This is a genomic window from Nostocoides sp. F2B08 (assembly GCF_009184895.1).
In the GTDB taxonomy this organism is placed as follows: domain Bacteria; phylum Actinomycetota; class Actinomycetes; order Actinomycetales; family Dermatophilaceae; genus F2B08.
The window spans coordinates 283,466-299,450 of the sequence record NZ_WESE01000003.1; the positions used below are offsets into that span (position 1 = coordinate 283,466).

The 15,985-nt window shown below is 71.0% G+C and carries 16 protein-coding genes and 1 other RNA gene; 6 read left to right on the forward strand and 11 right to left on the reverse strand.

The window, feature by feature from the left end; all coding sequences use genetic code 11:
- Positions 1–6 precede the first annotated feature (6 nt).
- Entirely contained in the window at positions 7–687 is a 681-nt protein-coding gene (locus GA707_RS08730; RefSeq protein WP_152178037.1) for a bifunctional 2-polyprenyl-6-hydroxyphenol methylase/3-demethylubiquinol 3-O-methyltransferase UbiG, read from the forward strand.
- A 353-nt stretch (positions 688–1,040) separates the two neighbouring features.
- Here the strand turns inward: GA707_RS08730 and GA707_RS08735 are convergent, their stop codons facing one another.
- Both GA707_RS08735 and GA707_RS08740 read right to left on the reverse strand, forming a co-directional pair.
- On the reverse strand, positions 1,041–2,381 hold the full coding sequence (locus GA707_RS08735) for a cyclic 2,3-diphosphoglycerate synthase (RefSeq protein ID WP_152178038.1): 1,341 nt from the start codon (positions 2,379–2,381) through the stop codon (positions 1,041–1,043).
- Between the two features lie 129 nt (positions 2,382–2,510).
- Positions 2,511–2,696 carry a methionine aminopeptidase gene (locus GA707_RS08740; protein ID WP_152178039.1) on the reverse strand — a complete coding sequence of 62 codons (186 nt, stop codon included), beginning with the start codon at positions 2,694–2,696 and terminating at the stop codon, positions 2,511–2,513.
- An 84-nt stretch (positions 2,697–2,780) separates the two neighbouring features.
- Between GA707_RS08740 and map the strand changes: the two genes are divergently transcribed.
- On the forward strand, positions 2,781–3,647 hold the full coding sequence (gene map / locus GA707_RS08745; RefSeq protein WP_152178040.1) for a type I methionyl aminopeptidase: 867 nt from the start codon (positions 2,781–2,783) through the stop codon (positions 3,645–3,647).
- A 183-nt stretch (positions 3,648–3,830) separates the two neighbouring features.
- On the opposite strand, the gene GA707_RS08750 is transcribed toward map, so the two are convergent.
- The gene (locus tag GA707_RS08750) at positions 3,831–4,013 is read right to left on the reverse strand and encodes a hypothetical protein (protein WP_152178041.1); all 183 of its coding nucleotides are present in this window, start codon (positions 4,011–4,013) and stop codon (positions 3,831–3,833) included.
- Between the two features lie 29 nt (positions 4,014–4,042).
- A complete protein-coding gene (locus GA707_RS08755) occupies positions 4,043–4,696 on the reverse strand; it encodes an MBL fold metallo-hydrolase (RefSeq protein WP_152178042.1) in 654 nt (217 codons plus the stop codon).
- Between the two features lie 31 nt (positions 4,697–4,727).
- Between GA707_RS08755 and GA707_RS08760 the strand changes: the two genes are divergently transcribed.
- The gene (locus GA707_RS08760; RefSeq protein WP_152178263.1) at positions 4,728–5,978 is read left to right on the forward strand and encodes an APC family permease; all 1,251 of its coding nucleotides are present in this window, start codon (positions 4,728–4,730) and stop codon (positions 5,976–5,978) included.
- Positions 5,979–6,020: 42 nt separating this feature from the next.
- The gene (locus tag GA707_RS08765) at positions 6,021–6,485 is read left to right on the forward strand and encodes a hypothetical protein (RefSeq protein WP_226963649.1); all 465 of its coding nucleotides are present in this window, start codon (positions 6,021–6,023) and stop codon (positions 6,483–6,485) included.
- A gap of 15 nt (positions 6,486–6,500) precedes the next feature.
- On the opposite strand, the gene GA707_RS08770 is transcribed toward GA707_RS08765, so the two are convergent.
- The 5 genes from GA707_RS08770 to GA707_RS08790 all read right to left on the reverse strand — a co-directional run bounded on the left by GA707_RS08770 (position 6,501) and on the right by GA707_RS08790 (position 12,121).
- On the reverse strand, positions 6,501–8,468 hold the full coding sequence (locus tag GA707_RS08770) for a hypothetical protein (protein ID WP_152178044.1): 1,968 nt from the start codon (positions 8,466–8,468) through the stop codon (positions 6,501–6,503).
- A 223-nt stretch (positions 8,469–8,691) separates the two neighbouring features.
- A complete protein-coding gene (locus tag GA707_RS08775) occupies positions 8,692–9,525 on the reverse strand; it encodes an alpha/beta fold hydrolase (RefSeq protein WP_152178045.1) in 834 nt (277 codons plus the stop codon).
- A gap of 196 nt (positions 9,526–9,721) precedes the next feature.
- An RNA gene (gene rnpB / locus GA707_RS08780) (RNase P RNA component class A) lies at positions 9,722–10,087 on the reverse strand.
- A 33-nt stretch (positions 10,088–10,120) separates the two neighbouring features.
- The gene (locus GA707_RS08785) at positions 10,121–11,599 is read right to left on the reverse strand and encodes an RNB domain-containing ribonuclease (protein ID WP_152178046.1); all 1,479 of its coding nucleotides are present in this window, start codon (positions 11,597–11,599) and stop codon (positions 10,121–10,123) included.
- A 30-nt stretch (positions 11,600–11,629) separates the two neighbouring features.
- Positions 11,630–12,121 carry a flavodoxin family protein gene (locus tag GA707_RS08790; protein ID WP_152178047.1) on the reverse strand — a complete coding sequence of 164 codons (492 nt, stop codon included), beginning with the start codon at positions 12,119–12,121 and terminating at the stop codon, positions 11,630–11,632.
- 44 nt (positions 12,122–12,165) lie between these two features.
- Here GA707_RS08790 and GA707_RS08795 point away from each other — a divergent pair, with 44 nt between their 5' ends.
- Together GA707_RS08795 and GA707_RS08800 are read left to right on the forward strand one after the other, a co-directional pair.
- The gene (locus tag GA707_RS08795; protein ID WP_152178048.1) at positions 12,166–12,912 is read left to right on the forward strand and encodes a YaaA family protein; all 747 of its coding nucleotides are present in this window, start codon (positions 12,166–12,168) and stop codon (positions 12,910–12,912) included.
- Between the two features lie 104 nt (positions 12,913–13,016).
- Entirely contained in the window at positions 13,017–13,547 is a 531-nt protein-coding gene (locus tag GA707_RS08800; protein ID WP_152178049.1) for a hypothetical protein, read from the forward strand.
- A gap of 15 nt (positions 13,548–13,562) precedes the next feature.
- Here GA707_RS08800 and GA707_RS08805 read toward each other — a convergent pair whose 3' ends face one another.
- On the reverse strand, positions 13,563–14,762 hold the full coding sequence (locus GA707_RS08805; protein WP_152178050.1) for an O-succinylhomoserine sulfhydrylase: 1,200 nt from the start codon (positions 14,760–14,762) through the stop codon (positions 13,563–13,565).
- A gap of 37 nt (positions 14,763–14,799) precedes the next feature.
- Complete coding sequence (locus GA707_RS08810; protein ID WP_152178051.1) at positions 14,800–15,984, reverse strand: bifunctional RNase H/acid phosphatase; 1,185 nt, start codon at positions 15,982–15,984, stop codon at positions 14,800–14,802.
- Position 15,985: the final 1 nt, after the last annotated feature.

Genomic DNA, 15,985 nt, shown 5'->3' on the forward strand with positions numbered 1-15,985 from the left:
CCGCGCGTGACCGCCTCCGGTGACCAGCGCACACCCCCTCCGACGCGCTGGTCCGAGGTGAGCAAGGGTGTGGAGGCGGCCGCCGCATACCGTCGGCGCTTCAGTGAGCTGGAGGAGGCCGGCGCCGACCTGCACGGGGAGGCCCGCTTCGTCGCCTCGGTCGTTCCGCCGCCGGCGAGAGTGCTCGACGCGGGCTGCGGCTTCGGACGGCTCACCCGGGTGTTGACGCGGATGGGCTACGACGCGGTCGGCGTGGATGCGGACAAGCACCTCATCGACATCGCCCGCCGTGAGGACCCCGGCACGGAGTACGTCAACGCCGACCTCACCGAGATGGACCTGTCGCAGGAGAACCTCTCGCCGTGGGGCACGTCGACCTGGGCGGGCACGCGCGGGTTCCGCGTGGCCGTGCTCGCCGGCAACGTCGTGCCCTTCCTCGCCGAGGGCACCCTCGACACCGTCGTGCGCCAGATCGCGGCGCATCTCGTGCCGGGGGCATTCATGATCGCGGGCTTCGGTCTGACCCGGGCCGACCTGCCCGACACGGCCCACGTCGTGCCGATCACGGAGTACGACCGGGCGCTGCGGGGTGCCGGCTTCTCGCTGCAGCAACGGTGGGGGTCCTGGGAGCGGGCGCGCTGGAGCCTCGCGTGCGACTACGCCGTGAGCGTCCACCGCAAGGGGTGATCCGATCGGCTGTCGGCATTGCCGGCATGCCCACCGCGCGACTTGCCACGCCCTGACATGCCACCACCCCCCGCGGCAGTCCCCGGCATGCCCACCGCGCGACATGCCACGCCCCTGACATGCCACCACTCCTCGCAGCAGTCCCCGGCCTGCCCACCGCGCGACATGCCACGCCCCTGACATGCCACCACCCCTCGCAGCAGTCCCCGGCCTGCCCACCGCGCGACTTGCCACGCCCCTGACATGCCACCACCCCCCGCGGCAGTCCCCGGCCTGCCCACCGCGCGACAAGCCACGCCCCTGACATGCCCAACCCTCGCGGGCAGTCCCCGGCCTGCCCACCGCGCCGCTTCTCAGGCCAGAGCGCCGGTGACGATGTCGGACAGCTCCCCTTCTCGTCGCTCCTTCAGGGAGTAGCGCGCCCGCACCACGGGCTTGTCCGGCGTCATGACCCGGGTGATGTCGATCGGCGTTCCCGACACCACGATGTCGCACGGAACCGCGGCGATCGTGGCGGCGAGGTCACGCACCTGCTCGGGTCCGTACCCCATCGCGGGCAGGACTCCGCGGGCGTTCGGGTATGCGCGGTACACCTCCGCGATCGAGCCCACCGCATAGGGGGCCGGGTCGACGATCTCGGCGGCACCCGCGGCTCGAGCACCGACGACCCCGGCGCCGAACGACATCGACCCATGGGTGAGGGTCGGGCCGTCCTCGACGACGACGACGCGCCGGCCGCTCACCGACGTGGGGTCGTCCAGGGTGACCGGCGACTCGGCGAGCACGATCCGGGCACGAGGGTTGAGCCGACGCACCGACTCCTCAACCGCCGCGACGGCTGCGGGGTCGGCGGAGTCGCACTTGGCGACGACGACCACATCGGCCATGCGGACGTTGGCCTCGCCGGGATGATAAGTCGCCTCGTTCCCGGGCCGGAGCGGGTCGACGAGGGTGATGTGGAGGTCGGTCTCGTAGAAGGGCAGGTCGTTGTTCCCGCCGTCCCACAGGATGACGTCGGCCTCCTGCTCGGCGGCACGCAGGATCCGCTCGTAGTCCACGCCTGAGTAGATGACCAGGCCGTCGGCGATGTGCGGTTCGTACTCCTCGCGCTCCTCGATGGTGCATTCGTAGCGGTCGAGGTCGGCGGCATCGGCGAAGCGCTGGCACGCCTGGGCGGCGAGGTCTCCGTAGGGCATGGGGTGGCGGACCGAGACGACGCGGTGGCCGAGATCGGTCAACAGCCGAGCCAGGAACCGGGATGTCTGCGACTTCCCCACGCCCGTGCGGACCGCCGTCACGGCGACGACCGGACGGGTGCTGCGCAGCATCGTGCTCCGACCGCTCGGCAGCCAGAAGTCGGCGCCGGCCGCGATGCACCTCGAGCCCACGTGCATGACGTGCTCGTGACGGACGTCGGAGTAGGAGAAGACGGCGACGTCGGCACGCTCGTCCACGAGGAGGCTGTCGAGCTCGGACTCGGCGACGATGGGGATGCCGTCCGGGTAATGCTCGCCGGCAAGCTCGGGTGGGTACAACCGGCCCTCGATGTCGGGGATCTGGGTCGCGGTGAAGGCGACCACCCGGTAGGCAGGGTCGGCACGGAAGAGGACGTTGAAGTTGTGGAAGTCCCGGCCCGCGGCCCCGAGGATGACGACGCGACGGGGTGTCCCGGACAGAGGAGCGTGAGGGGTCATGCCGGACCTCCTGGCTGAGGTCGACCGCCGGAACCGACACACCCCGCGTTTTGGGTAGTCCTGGCTGCGGGACCCGCCGTCTCCGATGCTATCGGGACGGCTCAGGTCAGGCTGTGCCGGCGCTCACAGTCAGTCCTCACCCCACTCCTCCCACTCGCGGTCCTCCTCGTCCCACCTCTCGGTGTTGGCCCTGGCCGTCGCCAGAGCTGCCGCCGCGTCCTCCCGAGTGTCGTAGGGGCCCATGACATCGTCGTTCTGGCTGCGGTTCTCGTCGGTCTCGACCTCACCGGTGCGGATGTTGTACCAGTACTGCACTGCCGGCCTCCTCGCTCGTGGTCATCAGGTGCGGGATCGCGGCCGTCAGGGGACAACCACACGCACCCGCCTAGACTCCAACCTATGCCAGTCGCCTACGCCTCCGTCGAGCCCGGCACGCTGTCCCCGCGTCGTCCCGTCCCGGGCAGTATCGCCGCCCCCGAGTACGTCGACCGGCCCGCCCCACGACCCCATACCGGTCCCGAGGTCAAGGACGCCGAGACCATCGAGCGGATGCGGATCGCCGGTCGGATCGCTGCGGAGGCGCTGCGGGCGGCGGCGGCCGCGATCGCCCCGGGGGTCACCACGGACGAGCTCGACCGCGTCGGTCACGAGTATCTCCTCGACCACGGTGCCTACCCGTCCACGCTGGGCTACAAGTCCTTCCCGAAGTCGCTGTGCACCTCGGTCAACGAGGTCATCTGTCACGGGATCCCCGACTCACGCGAGCTGCGCGAGGGCGACATCGTCAACATCGACATCACCGCATACATCCACGGGGTGCACGGCGACACCGATGCGACCTACCCGGTGGGTGAGGTCGACGAGGAGTCCGCCCTGCTCATCGAGCGCACCCGTGAGGCGATGATGCGGGGCATCAAGGCAGTCCGTCCCGGCCGCGAGCTGAACGTCATCGGGCGGGTCATCGAGAGCTACGCCAAGCGCTTCGGCTACGGCGTGGTGCGGGACTTCACGGGTCACGGCATCGGCGCGAGCTTCCACTCCGGCCTGATCATCCCGCACTACGACGCGGCACCGGGCTACGACACCGTCATCGAGCCGGGCATGACGTTCACCATCGAGCCGATGCTCAACCTCGGCACCCACGAGTGGGAGATGTGGGACGACGGCTGGACCGTGGTGACCAAGGATCGACGTCGGTCTGCACAGTTCGAGCACACCATCCTCGTCACGGACTCCGGTGCCGAGATCCTCACCACCACCGACTGACGGCTCGGTCGCCCCGGATCGGTCGCACGTCTCGCGGGGACCTCTGGTCGCCGAGGCGACCTTTCCTCACTCGCGAGACTTTCCATCCGCAGAGCGACCGCAATACCGGTCGCCCGACGGCGCTCCACACGGCCGAGCAGCAACGGTCGCGACAGCCCGCCGCTGACGCCGACATCGCCGGACCTAACGCGCCCGGGCCACCTTCATCGTCTTCTTCGGGACCGAGCCGGCCAGCACATACCGGCGCTTGTCCTTGGGGTGACGCTCGCCGTAGCCCAGCGTGGTCAGGCGCGACAGCACCACCGGGCACTTCTTGCACCGGGGCTTGTCCTTGCAGCACTTCTTCTTCGCCGTGACCTTGGGCACGGCACGACAGTACTTAGGATCGCCTTACCTCACAACTCGACCCGCCAGGGATCTTGTCCGGCGAGATCGTGAATGTCGGTGTCGGGACTGCCGAGGTCACCGGCCTGCCTGAGGTAGAGGTTGCGTCCGGTCGTGTTGAGCAGGCCGTCGTGGATCGGTACGGCATGCGGCGCTCCGATCCGGCGCAGGAAGGCCGTCATCTCGCGGCTGCGCTGCCAGGGCGCGTTGAGCGGGAAGGCGAGGACATCGACCTCCCCCGGCTCGGCGTCGAGGGCGTCACCGGGGTGGAACAGCGTGGGCTCTCCGGGTGCGCTCACCCGGACCCCGACGTTGGTGATCCGCGGTATCTCGTCGTGGATCAGGGCGTGCATCTTCCCGACCGGTCGGATCTCGACCTCTCCGACCGAGACGACCTGTCCGTCGTGGGCCGTCGCCTCGATCCCGAGACCGGAGAGAACCGACACAGTCTGGGGGTCGCACCAGAGCGGTACGTCGCCCACCGCGCGGACCAGCTCCGGGAGTCGCACGGGGTCGAGATGGTCTGGATGCTGATGCGTCACCAGGATCGCGTCGAGGTCGCGCAGCCCCAGGAAGTCGCCCGCGAAGGCACCCGGGTCGATGAGGATCCGCCGGTCAGCGGTCTCGACGAGCAGGCACGCATGTCCGAGGTGGGTGATCCGCATACCCCGACCGTACAGCGATAGCGTGACGACCATGGACCGGTTGGCGCGGCGGCTCGGCCTCTCGGACGCCGTCGTCATCGGTCTGGGGTCCATGCTGGGTGCGGGCGTCTTCGTCGCCTACGCGCCCGCCGCTGCGGCCGCCGGTTCCTGGCTGCTGCTCGCCCTGGCCCTGGCCGCGCTGGTCGCCTACGCCAACGCCATCGCCTCCGCCCGGCTGGCCGCCCTCTATCCGGAGTCGGGCGGCACCTACGTCTACGGCCGGGAACGGCTGGGGCCCTTCTGGGGCTATCTCGCGGGGTGGGCCTTCGTCGCGGGCAAGCTGAGCAGCTGCGCCGCGATGGCCTGGGCGATCGGCGTCTACATCTGGCCCGACCAGGCCCGCTGGGTGGCAGTCACCTCAGCCGTCCTGGTTGCGGCGATCAGCTACCGGGGGATCACCAAGAGCGCCCTCGTCACGCGCGTCATCGTCGCCGTCGTCATCACCGTGCTCGTCCTCGCGTCCCTGCTCCTGCTCGTGACCGCGCCGACCGGCGCGACCACGCCTCGGGCCGCCATCGAGGGGGGCCCTCTCGGGGTCCTGACCGCGGCGGGCTTCCTGTTCTTCGCCTTCGCCGGCTACGCCCGGATCGCGACCCTCGGCGAGGAGGTCGTCGACCCGCAGCGGACCATCCCACGCGCGATCCCCATCGCGCTGGGCATCACGGTCGTCCTGTATGCGCTGGTCGCCGTCGCGCTGTTGCGGTCCCGCGGCGCCGAGGTCATCGCGACGGACCCGGCACCGCTGGCATCGGCCGTGCGGGCTCTCGGTCTCTCCTGGGCCGAGCCCGTTGTGCGGGTGACAGCCGCCATCGCGGCGTTCGGGTCACTGCTCGGCGTCCTGCTGGGCGTCTCCCGCACCGGGTTCGCCATGGCTCGGGACCGCAACCTGCCGCCGCCGTTGGCGGCGGTGCACCCCCGCTTCCATACGCCATACCTCGCCGAGCTGGCGGCCGCCGGGATGGTCGTCCTGATGGTGCTCATCGGGGAGCTGGTGACAGCGATCGCGTTCTCGTCCGTGTGTGTCCTGACGTACTACGCGATCGCCAACGCGAGCGCCCGGACCCTGCCTCATCGCTCAATGCAGGACCGCGCGCTCCCGCTGGTCGGCCTGGCCGGGTGTCTGGTCATCGCGGTGTTCCAGCCACCTGCCGCTCTACTCACGGCGGCGGCCGTGCTCGCCTTCGGGACCATCGTCTATGCCCTGCGCCACCCTCACGGCTCCGCCTCCCGACCGTCGCGGTAGTGTCGGAGGCGCACACCAGGGCGGCGCGAGAGGTCACGAGAGGTGGCACGAATGAAGCCCGAGGAGATCCTGGTCCAGGCCCGTGATGCGGTGCTCGAGGAGGCCTTCGCGGCCCTTCAGAACACCTCGCCGACCCACTACGAGCGCGAGGGCGAAGCCTTCACGAGAGCGCGCCTCGGCGAGCTGTTCGACCTCGTCGTCGCGACCCTCGCCAGTCGCGAGCTCGCGCCCCTCAGCAGCCGCGTCGAGGCGATCGCAACCGAGAGGTTCGGCGGTGGGTTCGACATCTCGGAGGTCCAGGCGGCCTTCAACGCCCTCGAGCTCGCGATGTGGCGACGTCTGGTCGCCGCGACCCCGCCAGAGGACCTGGCGGAGTCCATCGGCCTGATGAGCACGGTGATGGGTTTCGCGAAGGACGCGCTCGCGCGACGCTACATCTCCCTCGCGAGCGACCGGCACGTGCACTCGCTCGACCTCTCCGCGCTCTTCACCGGCGTCTCGTCCTAGCCCGCCCCGGGGCGGCTAGATCTCGGCCGGGAGAACCGTGGGTCGATCGTCCGCATCGGCCCGCTCCGCCCGCACCCGTGCGTCGAAGTACAGGTAGGCCATGGTCAGCCCGACGAACGGCATCAGGCAGGCATAGACGACTCCGGCGACGATGTTTGCGAACGCCAGTGGTGCGCCGGTCACGAGGATGACGATCGCGCCGACGAACGGACCGCCGGCCGCACTGAGGAAGATCGAGGCCCCCAGGAGGACGGCCGTCCTGACCACCCGACCGCGAACCAGCACGGCGCTGCGGCGCAGGGAGGCGAGGGCGCCTGCGCCCTCGAACACGATCACCGGCACGAAGAGCGCGAACAGGAGAACGAGGACAGCCGCCACAGGGAGCAGGATCACCGTCAGCGCGAGACCTCCCACGAGTACGGAGGCACTCAGGAGGGCGCCCAAGAGGGGCTTCCACCGGGCCAGCGCCTGGCCGTAGGCACTCCGGACTCCGACCGCCTCTCCGCGGTCGATGGCATCGAGCGCGCAGGTGGTGGCCGACAGCACCAGCAGGATGCTGACCCCGAGCACGAGGTACCCCGAGACGGCGGCGGCGGCGATGCGCAGTCCCCCGTCCTCCCCGCCGCGCTCCAGGCCGGCGGCTTCGGGCCCCGCGACGATCAGGCTCTGCAGACCGGCGACGACCAGGGACGCCGGCACCAGCAGGAAGCCGATGCCGATGAAGAGGCGCCACCGCGATGCGTACATCCGCGCGGATGCCCTGATCGTCTGGCCGACGGCCCTGCGCCTGGCGATGCGCAGCGGCGCGGCTGGCGTCCAGGTCGTTCGGCGCAGGAGCCAGACGACGAGGAGAGCGAAAAGCGACAGGATGATGAGAAGGCGGCCGGGGGCGTCCGCGAGCTTGCGCACGAGTTCCGACCCGCCCGAGACCGTGCTGCAGAAGAAGTCCGTGGCCGAGGTACCCAGCAGGCCGCCCGCAGGAACGGCGTAGCTGACGTCGCGGCCGTTCTCATCCTGGTAGGTGATCGCCTGGGTCCAGCTCTCCTTCATGTTCGGACCGGTCGGGCCGTTGTAGAACGACTGCTCGCGCTGCCCCCAACGACCCTGGTAGCCGATCCAGGGGAAGTCGGCCCGAGCGGCCGCAGGATCGCTGGGAATCACCGCGACCGTCGGACGGATGTCGTCGCTGGGACCGCGGGTGTCATCGCAGCCGAATCCCTGCTCGGCAGACGTCCCGAGGAAGAGCGCCGACTCGAAGAAGTTGGCGTGTGATCCCGCGGCCGGATAGACCACGGGATGGTCGGTGTCTTCGACCTGGAGCTTCGGGTCGTCCCACTGTGCCACCTCGAGGCCCTCGTGCTGGCTGTAGCCGACTTCGAGGGGGTTCTGGCCCAAGGCTTCCGCGGCGGTGTCGGCGGCGAAGACGAGCTGGATCATCTCCCAGTCGCCCTCGTGTTTGTTGGTGTAGTCGTTGAACGGATAGAAGAGCCAATACTGCAAGGCCAGGCGATCCGGGACCCCGTCCTCGGTCACCACGTGGGCGTACGTCGTCGGCGGCAGAGTCGTCTCGATCCCCCTGACCCACTCCTCGTAGTCGCAGCCCGGCTCGAGCGGGTTGCCGGGCATGTCGAGGTGGTAGCCGAAGAGGCCCTCGCCGAGGTCCGTCGCCGTCGGGCCGACCCGGAGGTCGCCGTCGCTCCCCCACGGGCCGATGAGGGCGACACTGGGGTCGTCGAGGATGATCTCGACGTCGCTGGGACGGAAAGGCTCTCCCGGCCCGCAGGGGACGTCCTGTCGTACCAGTCTGACCACGGGGGCGAACCGCTCCGCCAGGGCCCGTTCCGCGTCCTGCGCCGCGGTCGCCTCGGACGGCTGACCGGCGCCGACCGCCCAGGCCGGTTGGGCGGCGACGCCCGCCGACATCACGGCCACGACGGCGACCAGACAGACCCACCTCAGCAGGACCCCGGAAGCGGTGGTCACCGCGTTGAGGGAGAGGGGCCCATGCCTGCGCCCGGCTTGCACCGGCGATCCGCCGGAGGTGGCTCCCGGTTCGCGTCGTGGGCCCACCAGTACCTGCCTTCGATCGAGTCCACCGAGGCGAGCCCGGCGTGGGCGGCCGAGCCCGCCACGTCGAGTCACCACCATCTCCCGCCCCGTGAGTGGGTCACGTCATCCGTCGGGGGTGACTTCTCCGCTGGAAGCCTCATGGCCGTGGTGGCGCGCCGCCGTGCGGGATGACGACACGCACTCCGTCCGGAAGCCCCCCGTCCTCACGGAGCGCGTCGTCCAGCCAGAGCTCGATGGTGCCGGCCAGTTCATCCGGATGGCTGAAGTTCATCGCGTGTGCGGCGTCCGGGAGGAGCGCGACGGTCAGGTGCTCGGGTGAGAGTCTGGCCACCTCCCGAACGCGCGCTGGGGCAGGCATGAGCGGGTCCCGGCCGCCCAGCACGACGAGAGTGGGCACCGGCGTGCGCACCAGGCGCTCCAGAGACGGGTAGTGCGTGAGGTCCCGGAACAGGCGGAGTCCGTTCAGGGGCCCGAACCGGACGTAGTCGGGCACCGCGACGGGAAGCATTCTCGGGTTCTCGCGGAGCCCGTCCCGGGCGAGCTGCCCCAGCGCTCGCACCAGGGGCTGGTTGTGCACTCCACCGGCCGGCGAGACGAGCACGAGTCGGTCGACACGTTCGGGCGCGGCATGGGCCACCTCGAGGCTGATGGCGCAGCCCATCGAGTTGCCTACGAGGACGGCCTTCTCGATCTCGAGGGCATCGAGAACGGCGGTCAACGCCTCCGCCAGAGCGGAGATGTCCAGAACTCGGTCGGGTCGTTCGCTGCGTCCGTACCCGGGCAGGTCCGGGACGACGTTGCTCCACCGATGCGCGAGCGCGCGAGCCGTCGGCATGAGGTAGGCACCGGAGATCGCGAACCCGTGGACGTGGACGATCGGCACCCCGGTCCGGTCGATGCTGCACCGACAGCCGATGGTGCTCCCCCCGACCCGCAGGTGCTCCGTCACCCAGCCGTCGTCGGTCAGCACGCCCGAATTGTCGCACGGCAGGGCCGACACGCCCGTCACTTCAGGCGGATTAGTCCGATGGTGCGCCGTCACGTTGTGTGGATGAGTCGGCACGACACTCCGACTCAGCGCACCGATGGTGCGCCCGTCACGTTGTGTGGATGAGTCGGCACGACACTCCGACTCAGCGCACCGATGGTGCGCCCGTCACGTTGTGTGGATGAGTCGGCCGATAAGCCGGGTTCTGTCGTGGACGGCCATCCATCTCGGGTGACCATTGCTGGCCACCTCCAGCGCCCTACCCGTATGCTCCGGCGGGCCGCCGTCGAACGCATACTGCTCGGGCTTGCTCCCGGTGGGGTTTACCGAGCCGGCCCCGTCACCGGGGCCGCTGGTGGTCTCTTACACCACCCTTTCACCATCACCTCGAGCGAGCTCGAGGCTGTCTACTCTCTGTGGCACTGTCCCGCGGGTCGCCCCGGGTGGCTGTTGGCCACCACCGTGCCCTGTGGAGCCCGGACTTTCCTCGGCAGGACCGGCGGCCCGGAGGCCGCCGACCTGACGCGACCGTCTGGCCGACTCATCCACGCACCAGTCTAGCGGCGGTATGCGCTGGTCACGTCGCACGTCCGGCGAGCCGGAAGCGGACGGTGCTCGTCTCGATCTCCGCGACGGCGAGCTCGGCAGTGACGTCGGTGCCCAGCCGGGCGGTGCCCTCGGCGCGGGCGATGACGGCGGGCTCGAGCACCTGGAGGACGACGTCCGCGTCGTCCCGGGGTCCGACTCGGTCGACGACGACCGCCGGGAACGTGCGCCCGACGTCGTCGCGCAGCACGGCGGCCTCGACGGCGTCGGCGGCCGCCCGTTCCACGGCGGAGGCCCGCCGACCGGTCGCCGTCATGACGTCGGGCAGGGTGGGCAGTGCGTCCGTCACCCACTGCGGGACGTCCTGGCCGGTCTCGAGCGCTGCACACACCAGCAGGCCGAAGCGGTCGACGAGCCTCCGTAACGGGGCGGTGACGTGGGCGTACGGTGCCGCCACCGCGGCGTGCGACGGCTGGTCGGGGACTTCACCGCGCATGACCGTGTAGCCCGACCCGCGGAAGAGAGCCGTCGCCTCGAAGATGAGCGCCAGGTGCATCGGGTTCGTGCGGTCCAGGGAGCGGAGGAACGCGCCGTACGGTACGTCCTTGCGCCACGGGACGCCGACGGCGCGCGCGCTGCGCCGGAACATGGCCACGGTCTTCTTCGTCGGCGGCGGCAGCGTGCGCAGGATGCCGACACGGTGGCGCAGCATGATGTCGGCGGCCACCATCCCGGTGAGGAGCGAGATCTGGGCGTTCCACTCCTCACTCGCGAGCGGCGGCCGGAAGCGCAGCGAGTACGTGCCGTCGTCGTCGCGGAGCACCTGCTGCTCCGGCATCGGCAGGCTTGCTCCGCCGCGCGCGAGCTCGCGCTCCATTCGGAGCGGTCCCACTCGCGCGAGCAGTGCGATCGTGCCCTCGGCCGTGCCCCCATCCGCCAGTCGTTGCACCGTCTCGTAGTCGAAGCGCTCCACCGAGCGCACCATCGCGCGGTAGACCGTGCCCGTGCGGACCGAGCCGTCGGCGCCGAGCCGGATGTCCCAGACGTAGGCCGGCGCCACCTGATCGGGCAGCAGACTCGCCGCGCCCTCACTGAGGACGGGGGGGTGCAGCGGCGTGCGCCGGTCCGGCGCGTAGATCGTCTGCCCGCGGCGACGGGACTCCCGGTCGATCGGCCCGTTCGGCTTGACGAAGGCCGGCACGTCGGCGATCGCGTAGCGAACCCGGAAGCCGCCGCCCTCGTGCGAGTCGTCCCCCTCGATGTGCAGCGCCTGGTCGAGGTCCATCGAGCCGGGCGGGTCGATGGTGATGAAGGGGACCGCCGTCTCGTCGCGGTCGGGCAGGTTCCGCGCCCGCTCCCGGACGTCCTCCGCTTCCGCGAGGACCTCCGGGGGGAACTGCTCCTGCACCTCCTGCTCGGCGCGGATGGCGTCGAACCGGCGCCGCAGCTCGTCGCCGACCTCCAGCGGCCGATGGTCTCGTCGCGTCGCGGAAATGTGGCGCTTCGGCATCCCGCCAACCTACCGGCGGGTGAGGTCTTGTCAGCCCTCACCGGCGAGTGCGGCGAGGGTCGCGCCCAGCTCGTATGCGGCGCTCACCTCCTGCTCGCCCACGTCACCGAGGACGGCGAGCACGTCCGCGGACTGCCGCCAGCCGAGCGCCTTGACGATGGCCAGCACCGAACGCTCTGCGCCGGTCGTGTCGTAGCGACCGTGCACGACGAGGCCGAACGGCAGCCGACGGCCCCCGCCACCGTCGCCCGCACCGCCGTCGTCGGCCAGGGCTCCCCCGACCTCGAGGAACACCGTGTCCAGGTAGTGCTTCAGCGCGCCGCTCATGTACCCGAAGTTGGCGGGCGTGACGAGGACGACGGCGTCCGCGGCGAGCAACTCGTCGGCGTCCGGGTCCAGCGCCGCGCGCTCGACGACGGTGACCCCCTCGATCGCCTCGTCACCGGCCCCCGCGAGCACGCCCTCGGTTAGCCGCCGGACCGACCCGGTCGGGCTGTGGTGGACGACGAGGAGGGTGGCCATACCCCCGGGAGGGTAGCCCACCCGCACCCACCTATCGTGGGGCCGTGCTCATCCTGCTGCCACCGTCGGAGTCCAAGTCCGGGCGACGGCGCGGACGGCCCGTCGACCCCTCCTCCTGGTCCTTCCCGGAGCTCGCCGGGCAGCGGAGCACGGTGGCGGCGGCGCTCGCCGCAGTGAGCGGGTCACTCGACGCGCCACGGCTGCTCGGGGTCAGCCCCAACCTCCTCGACGAGATCGCCCGCAACCTCGACCTGGCGACCGCACCGGCCATGCCGGCCCGCGAGGTCTACACCGGCGTCCTCTACGACGCGCTCGACGTCGCCACACTGTCCCCGGCCGCCAAGCGGCGCGCGAACCGATGGGTCGTCGTCGTCTCCGCGCTCTACGGCGCCATCCGGCTCGGTGACGCGATCGCGCCATACCGGCTCGCGATGGGTGTCGACCTGCCCGGCGTGGGACCGCTCGCGAAGGCCTGGCGCCCGCACCTCGAGGCGGTCCTCCCACCGGCGGTCGGCAGAGGGTGCATCGTCGACTGCCGGTCCAGCGCCTACGTCTCGGCCTGGACGCCCGGACCCGAGCTGTCGGACCGGTGGGCCGCGGTCACCGTCCCCGGCGCCTCGCACATGGCCAAACACACCCGCGGCCTCGTCGCCCGACAGCTGCTCGTGGCGGGCGCCGACCCGCGGTCCGTGCCCGCCCTCGCCGAGGTGCTGCGGCACCGGTTCCAGGTCGACCTGACGGTCCCGGCCCGCTCCGGTCGGCCCTGGACGCTCGCCGTCTCTGACCGCTGAGCCCGCGGTCTGGGACAGCCACTGGCGCCTCGACCGGCCCGAACCCTTCCGCCACGACGCTGCGGCTGCCACACTCGGGAGACCGCCGACGAGAGGGGACGACGATGGAAACCCGCCTGAGACGAGGACTCGCCGCCGCGGTCGCGACGGGCGCTCTGCTCGCACCCGCCGCGGGCGCACACGCCGCCACCCATGCGGCGACGCCGGCCGCGGGTCCGGCCGCGCAGGGGGTCGAGGGCGGCTTCGTCGCCTCCGTCGACTTCCAGTCACTGCAGGCCCGCGACGTTCGCGGGAACAAGTGTGAGTTCACGGTGAACGGCACGCTCTCGTTCTCCGGTCCCGTGGACGGTGACGCCATCGGCACCACGACCGCAGTGATCTTCGCCCCCTGCGAGAGCGCCCTTGCAGCACCGCCAGGGACGTTCTTCGACGTCTTCCGGTTCGAGGGCGCCTTCACCGGCGAGGTGCTCGGGGAGCCGGCGACGGGAGCGCTCAGCTATGCCGGTGTGACTCGGGTCGGGGGCGGGATCGAGGCGACGGTGATCCTCGATGGAGAGGACGCGCGGGCCGTGCTGCGGGCCGACGCCCAGGTCGCCGTGGGCGGCACGTACTCCGGCGTCGCGAAGGCCGGCTGAGCGACCCACCTCGCGTCAGCCGGACGCAGCGAACCCGAGCGCCCGGTCGACGTCGGCGATGAGGTCGCCGGTGTCCTCCAGCCCGAGCGAGATCCGGATCGTCCCGTCGGTGATGCCGGCGGCCGCGCGCGCCTCGGGGGTGAGCCGGCGGTGTGTCGTCGTCGCGGGGTGGGTCGTCAGAGACTTGGCGTCGCCGAGGTTGTTCGAGATGTCCACGAGCTGCAGGGCGTTCATCACCGTGAACGCCTCGTCCTTACCGCCGTCGATGGTGAACGTCACGATCGTGCCGCCCCCGAGCATCTGTCGTCTGGCCAGCTCGTGCTGGGGGTGCGACGGCAGCCACGGGTAGCGCACGTCGACGACACGCGGGTGCCGCTCGAGGTGCTCGGCGAGGGCGAGCGCGGACCGGGCCTGCTGCTCGACCCGCAGCCGCAGCGTCTCCAGCCCTTTGACATTGACCCACGCGTTGAACGGCGACATGGCCGGCCCGGTGTGCCGCATGAGGTTCTTCACCGGACCCGAGATGAACTCCTCGGGCCCGAGGATCGCGCCGCCGAGCACGCGACCGCCCCCGTCGATGTGCTTGGTGGTGGAGTACACGACGATGTCGGCGCCGTGTTGGAGCGGCTTGGAGAACACCGGGGTGCCGAAGACGTTGTCGACGACGACCTGCGCCCCGACGGCGTGCGCGAGGTCGGAGACCGCGCGGATGTCGACGAGCTCCTGCATCGGGTTGCTCGGCGTCTCGAAGAACACGGCGGCGGTCTCGCGGTCCAGCGCGGCCTCCCACTGGGCGAGGTCAGAGCCGTCCACGAGGACGGTCTCGACGCCCCACCGGGGCAGGATCTCGTCGACGATCACGAAGCATGACCCGAACAGTGCCCTCGAGGCGACCAGCCGGGAGCCGGCGCCACAGAGCGCGGCGAGCGCGACGAAGACCGCCGACATGCCCGACGCCGTGGCGAAACACGCCTGCGCCCCCTCGACACGCCGCATCCGCTCCTCGAACATCGCCACGGTCGGGTTGCCGTACCTCGAATAGATGAACTTGTCGATCTCGTCCTTGAAGGCCGCCTCGGCCTCCTCCGCGGAGGAGTAGACGAAGCCAGAGGTGAGGTACAGCGCCTCGGCCGTCTCGTCGAACTCGCTGCGGCGCAGGCCGGCGCGCACGGCGAGGGTGTCCGCCGAGAGCGCCTCCGACTGGGTCGGGTCCATGCGGCAAGAGTAGGAGCGGTGCGCCCCGTCGCGCGGCTCAGGTCCGGTTCGTGAACGCGACCGAGGTCGTCCCGTCCTCCCACACCTCGATCGCGTGGAGGGACCCGGGCGCCGCAGCCAGCCGCCACGAGGCGGCCGGGGTGAGCCCGAGCACGTGCGCCATCACGCACATGATCGCCTTGCGGTGCGAGACGACGACGGTCGTCCCGCCTGCGCCGACGACCCTCTCGTATGCGGCACTCACCCGCTCCTGCAGCTCCAGATGGCTCTCGCCTCCCGGGCGCGCATAGGTCGGGTCGTCGCGGAAGCGGAGCAGGTCGTGCGGGACACTTTGCAGCAGGTCGGCGATCGCCGCGCCGTCCCAGTCCCCGAAGCCCTGCTCGTCGAAGTCGGCGTCGACCTCCGGGTCCACCGCGAGAGCGTCGGCGATGAATGCTCCGGTCTCGACCGCACGGGCGAGCGAGGAGGTGACGACCCGGGTGGGCACGCCGGCCACGAGCGCGGAGACCGACTCGGCGGCGCGGCGGGCCTGCTCCCGACCACGCTCCGAGAGCGACGGATCGAGTCCGCCGCGCCCGTCGAGCCGGGCTTCCTCGGTGAAGCTCGTGACGCCGTGTCGGACCAGGACGATACGGGTGACGGCGCCCCGGTCCGGCCGCCCCGCGCCGGTGCCCATAGCCTGGGCGATGACCGGCGCTCGGACCGGCGCCCCGATCCCGGCGGACGCGGGATTCACCGAAGGATCGTCCGCCGGAGCATCCTGTGCGTCCGCATCCTCGAGCCACAGGTCGCGCGAGACGGACTCCCCGTCCATGGCGACGTTGGAGAGACGGTCGGCGGCGGTGTTCTCGGCGCGGGGGACCCACGCATACGTCACCGACCCGCCGGCGGCCTCGATGGATCGGGAGAGCTCGCGGGCCTGCAGAGCGAGCCGGCGCATGTCCTCGTGCTTGATCTTCCACCGGCCGCTCAGCTGCTCGACGACGAGCTTGGAGTCGAGGCGCACCTCGACGTCGGCACCGGGGTCGATCGTCGCCGCAGCATGCAGTCCCGCGATCAGGCCGGAGTACTCGGCCACGTTGTTCGAGGCCAGCCCGAGCGGCTCGGCCCGCTCGGCCAGGAGGTCACCGGAGGCTGCATCGAGTACGACGGCGCCGTACCCGGCCACCCCGGGGTTCCCCCGTGACCCGCCGTCGGCGTAGACGAGGAGGGCACGACCCATC

Coding starts and splice junctions, on each gene's coding strand:
- GA707_RS08805 (WP_152178050.1), bottom strand. CDS start 14,762: ATGGACCCGACCCAGTCGGAGGCGCTCTCGGCGGACACCCTCGCCGTG.
- GA707_RS08760 (WP_152178263.1), top strand. CDS start 4,728: ATGGACCGGTTGGCGCGGCGGCTCGGCCTCTCGGACGCCGTCGTCATC.
- GA707_RS08755 (WP_152178042.1), bottom strand. CDS start 4,696: ATGCGGATCACCCACCTCGGACATGCGTGCCTGCTCGTCGAGACCGCT.
- GA707_RS08785 (WP_152178046.1), bottom strand. CDS start 11,599: ATGCCGAAGCGCCACATTTCCGCGACGCGACGAGACCATCGGCCGCTG.
- map (WP_152178040.1), top strand. CDS start 2,781: ATGCCAGTCGCCTACGCCTCCGTCGAGCCCGGCACGCTGTCCCCGCGT.
- GA707_RS08800 (WP_152178049.1), top strand. CDS start 13,017: ATGGAAACCCGCCTGAGACGAGGACTCGCCGCCGCGGTCGCGACGGGC.
- GA707_RS08810 (WP_152178051.1), bottom strand. CDS start 15,984: ATGGGTCGTGCCCTCCTCGTCTACGCCGACGGCGGGTCACGGGGGAAC.
- GA707_RS08735 (WP_152178038.1), bottom strand. CDS start 2,381: ATGACCCCTCACGCTCCTCTGTCCGGGACACCCCGTCGCGTCGTCATC.
- GA707_RS08790 (WP_152178047.1), bottom strand. CDS start 12,121: ATGGCCACCCTCCTCGTCGTCCACCACAGCCCGACCGGGTCGGTCCGG.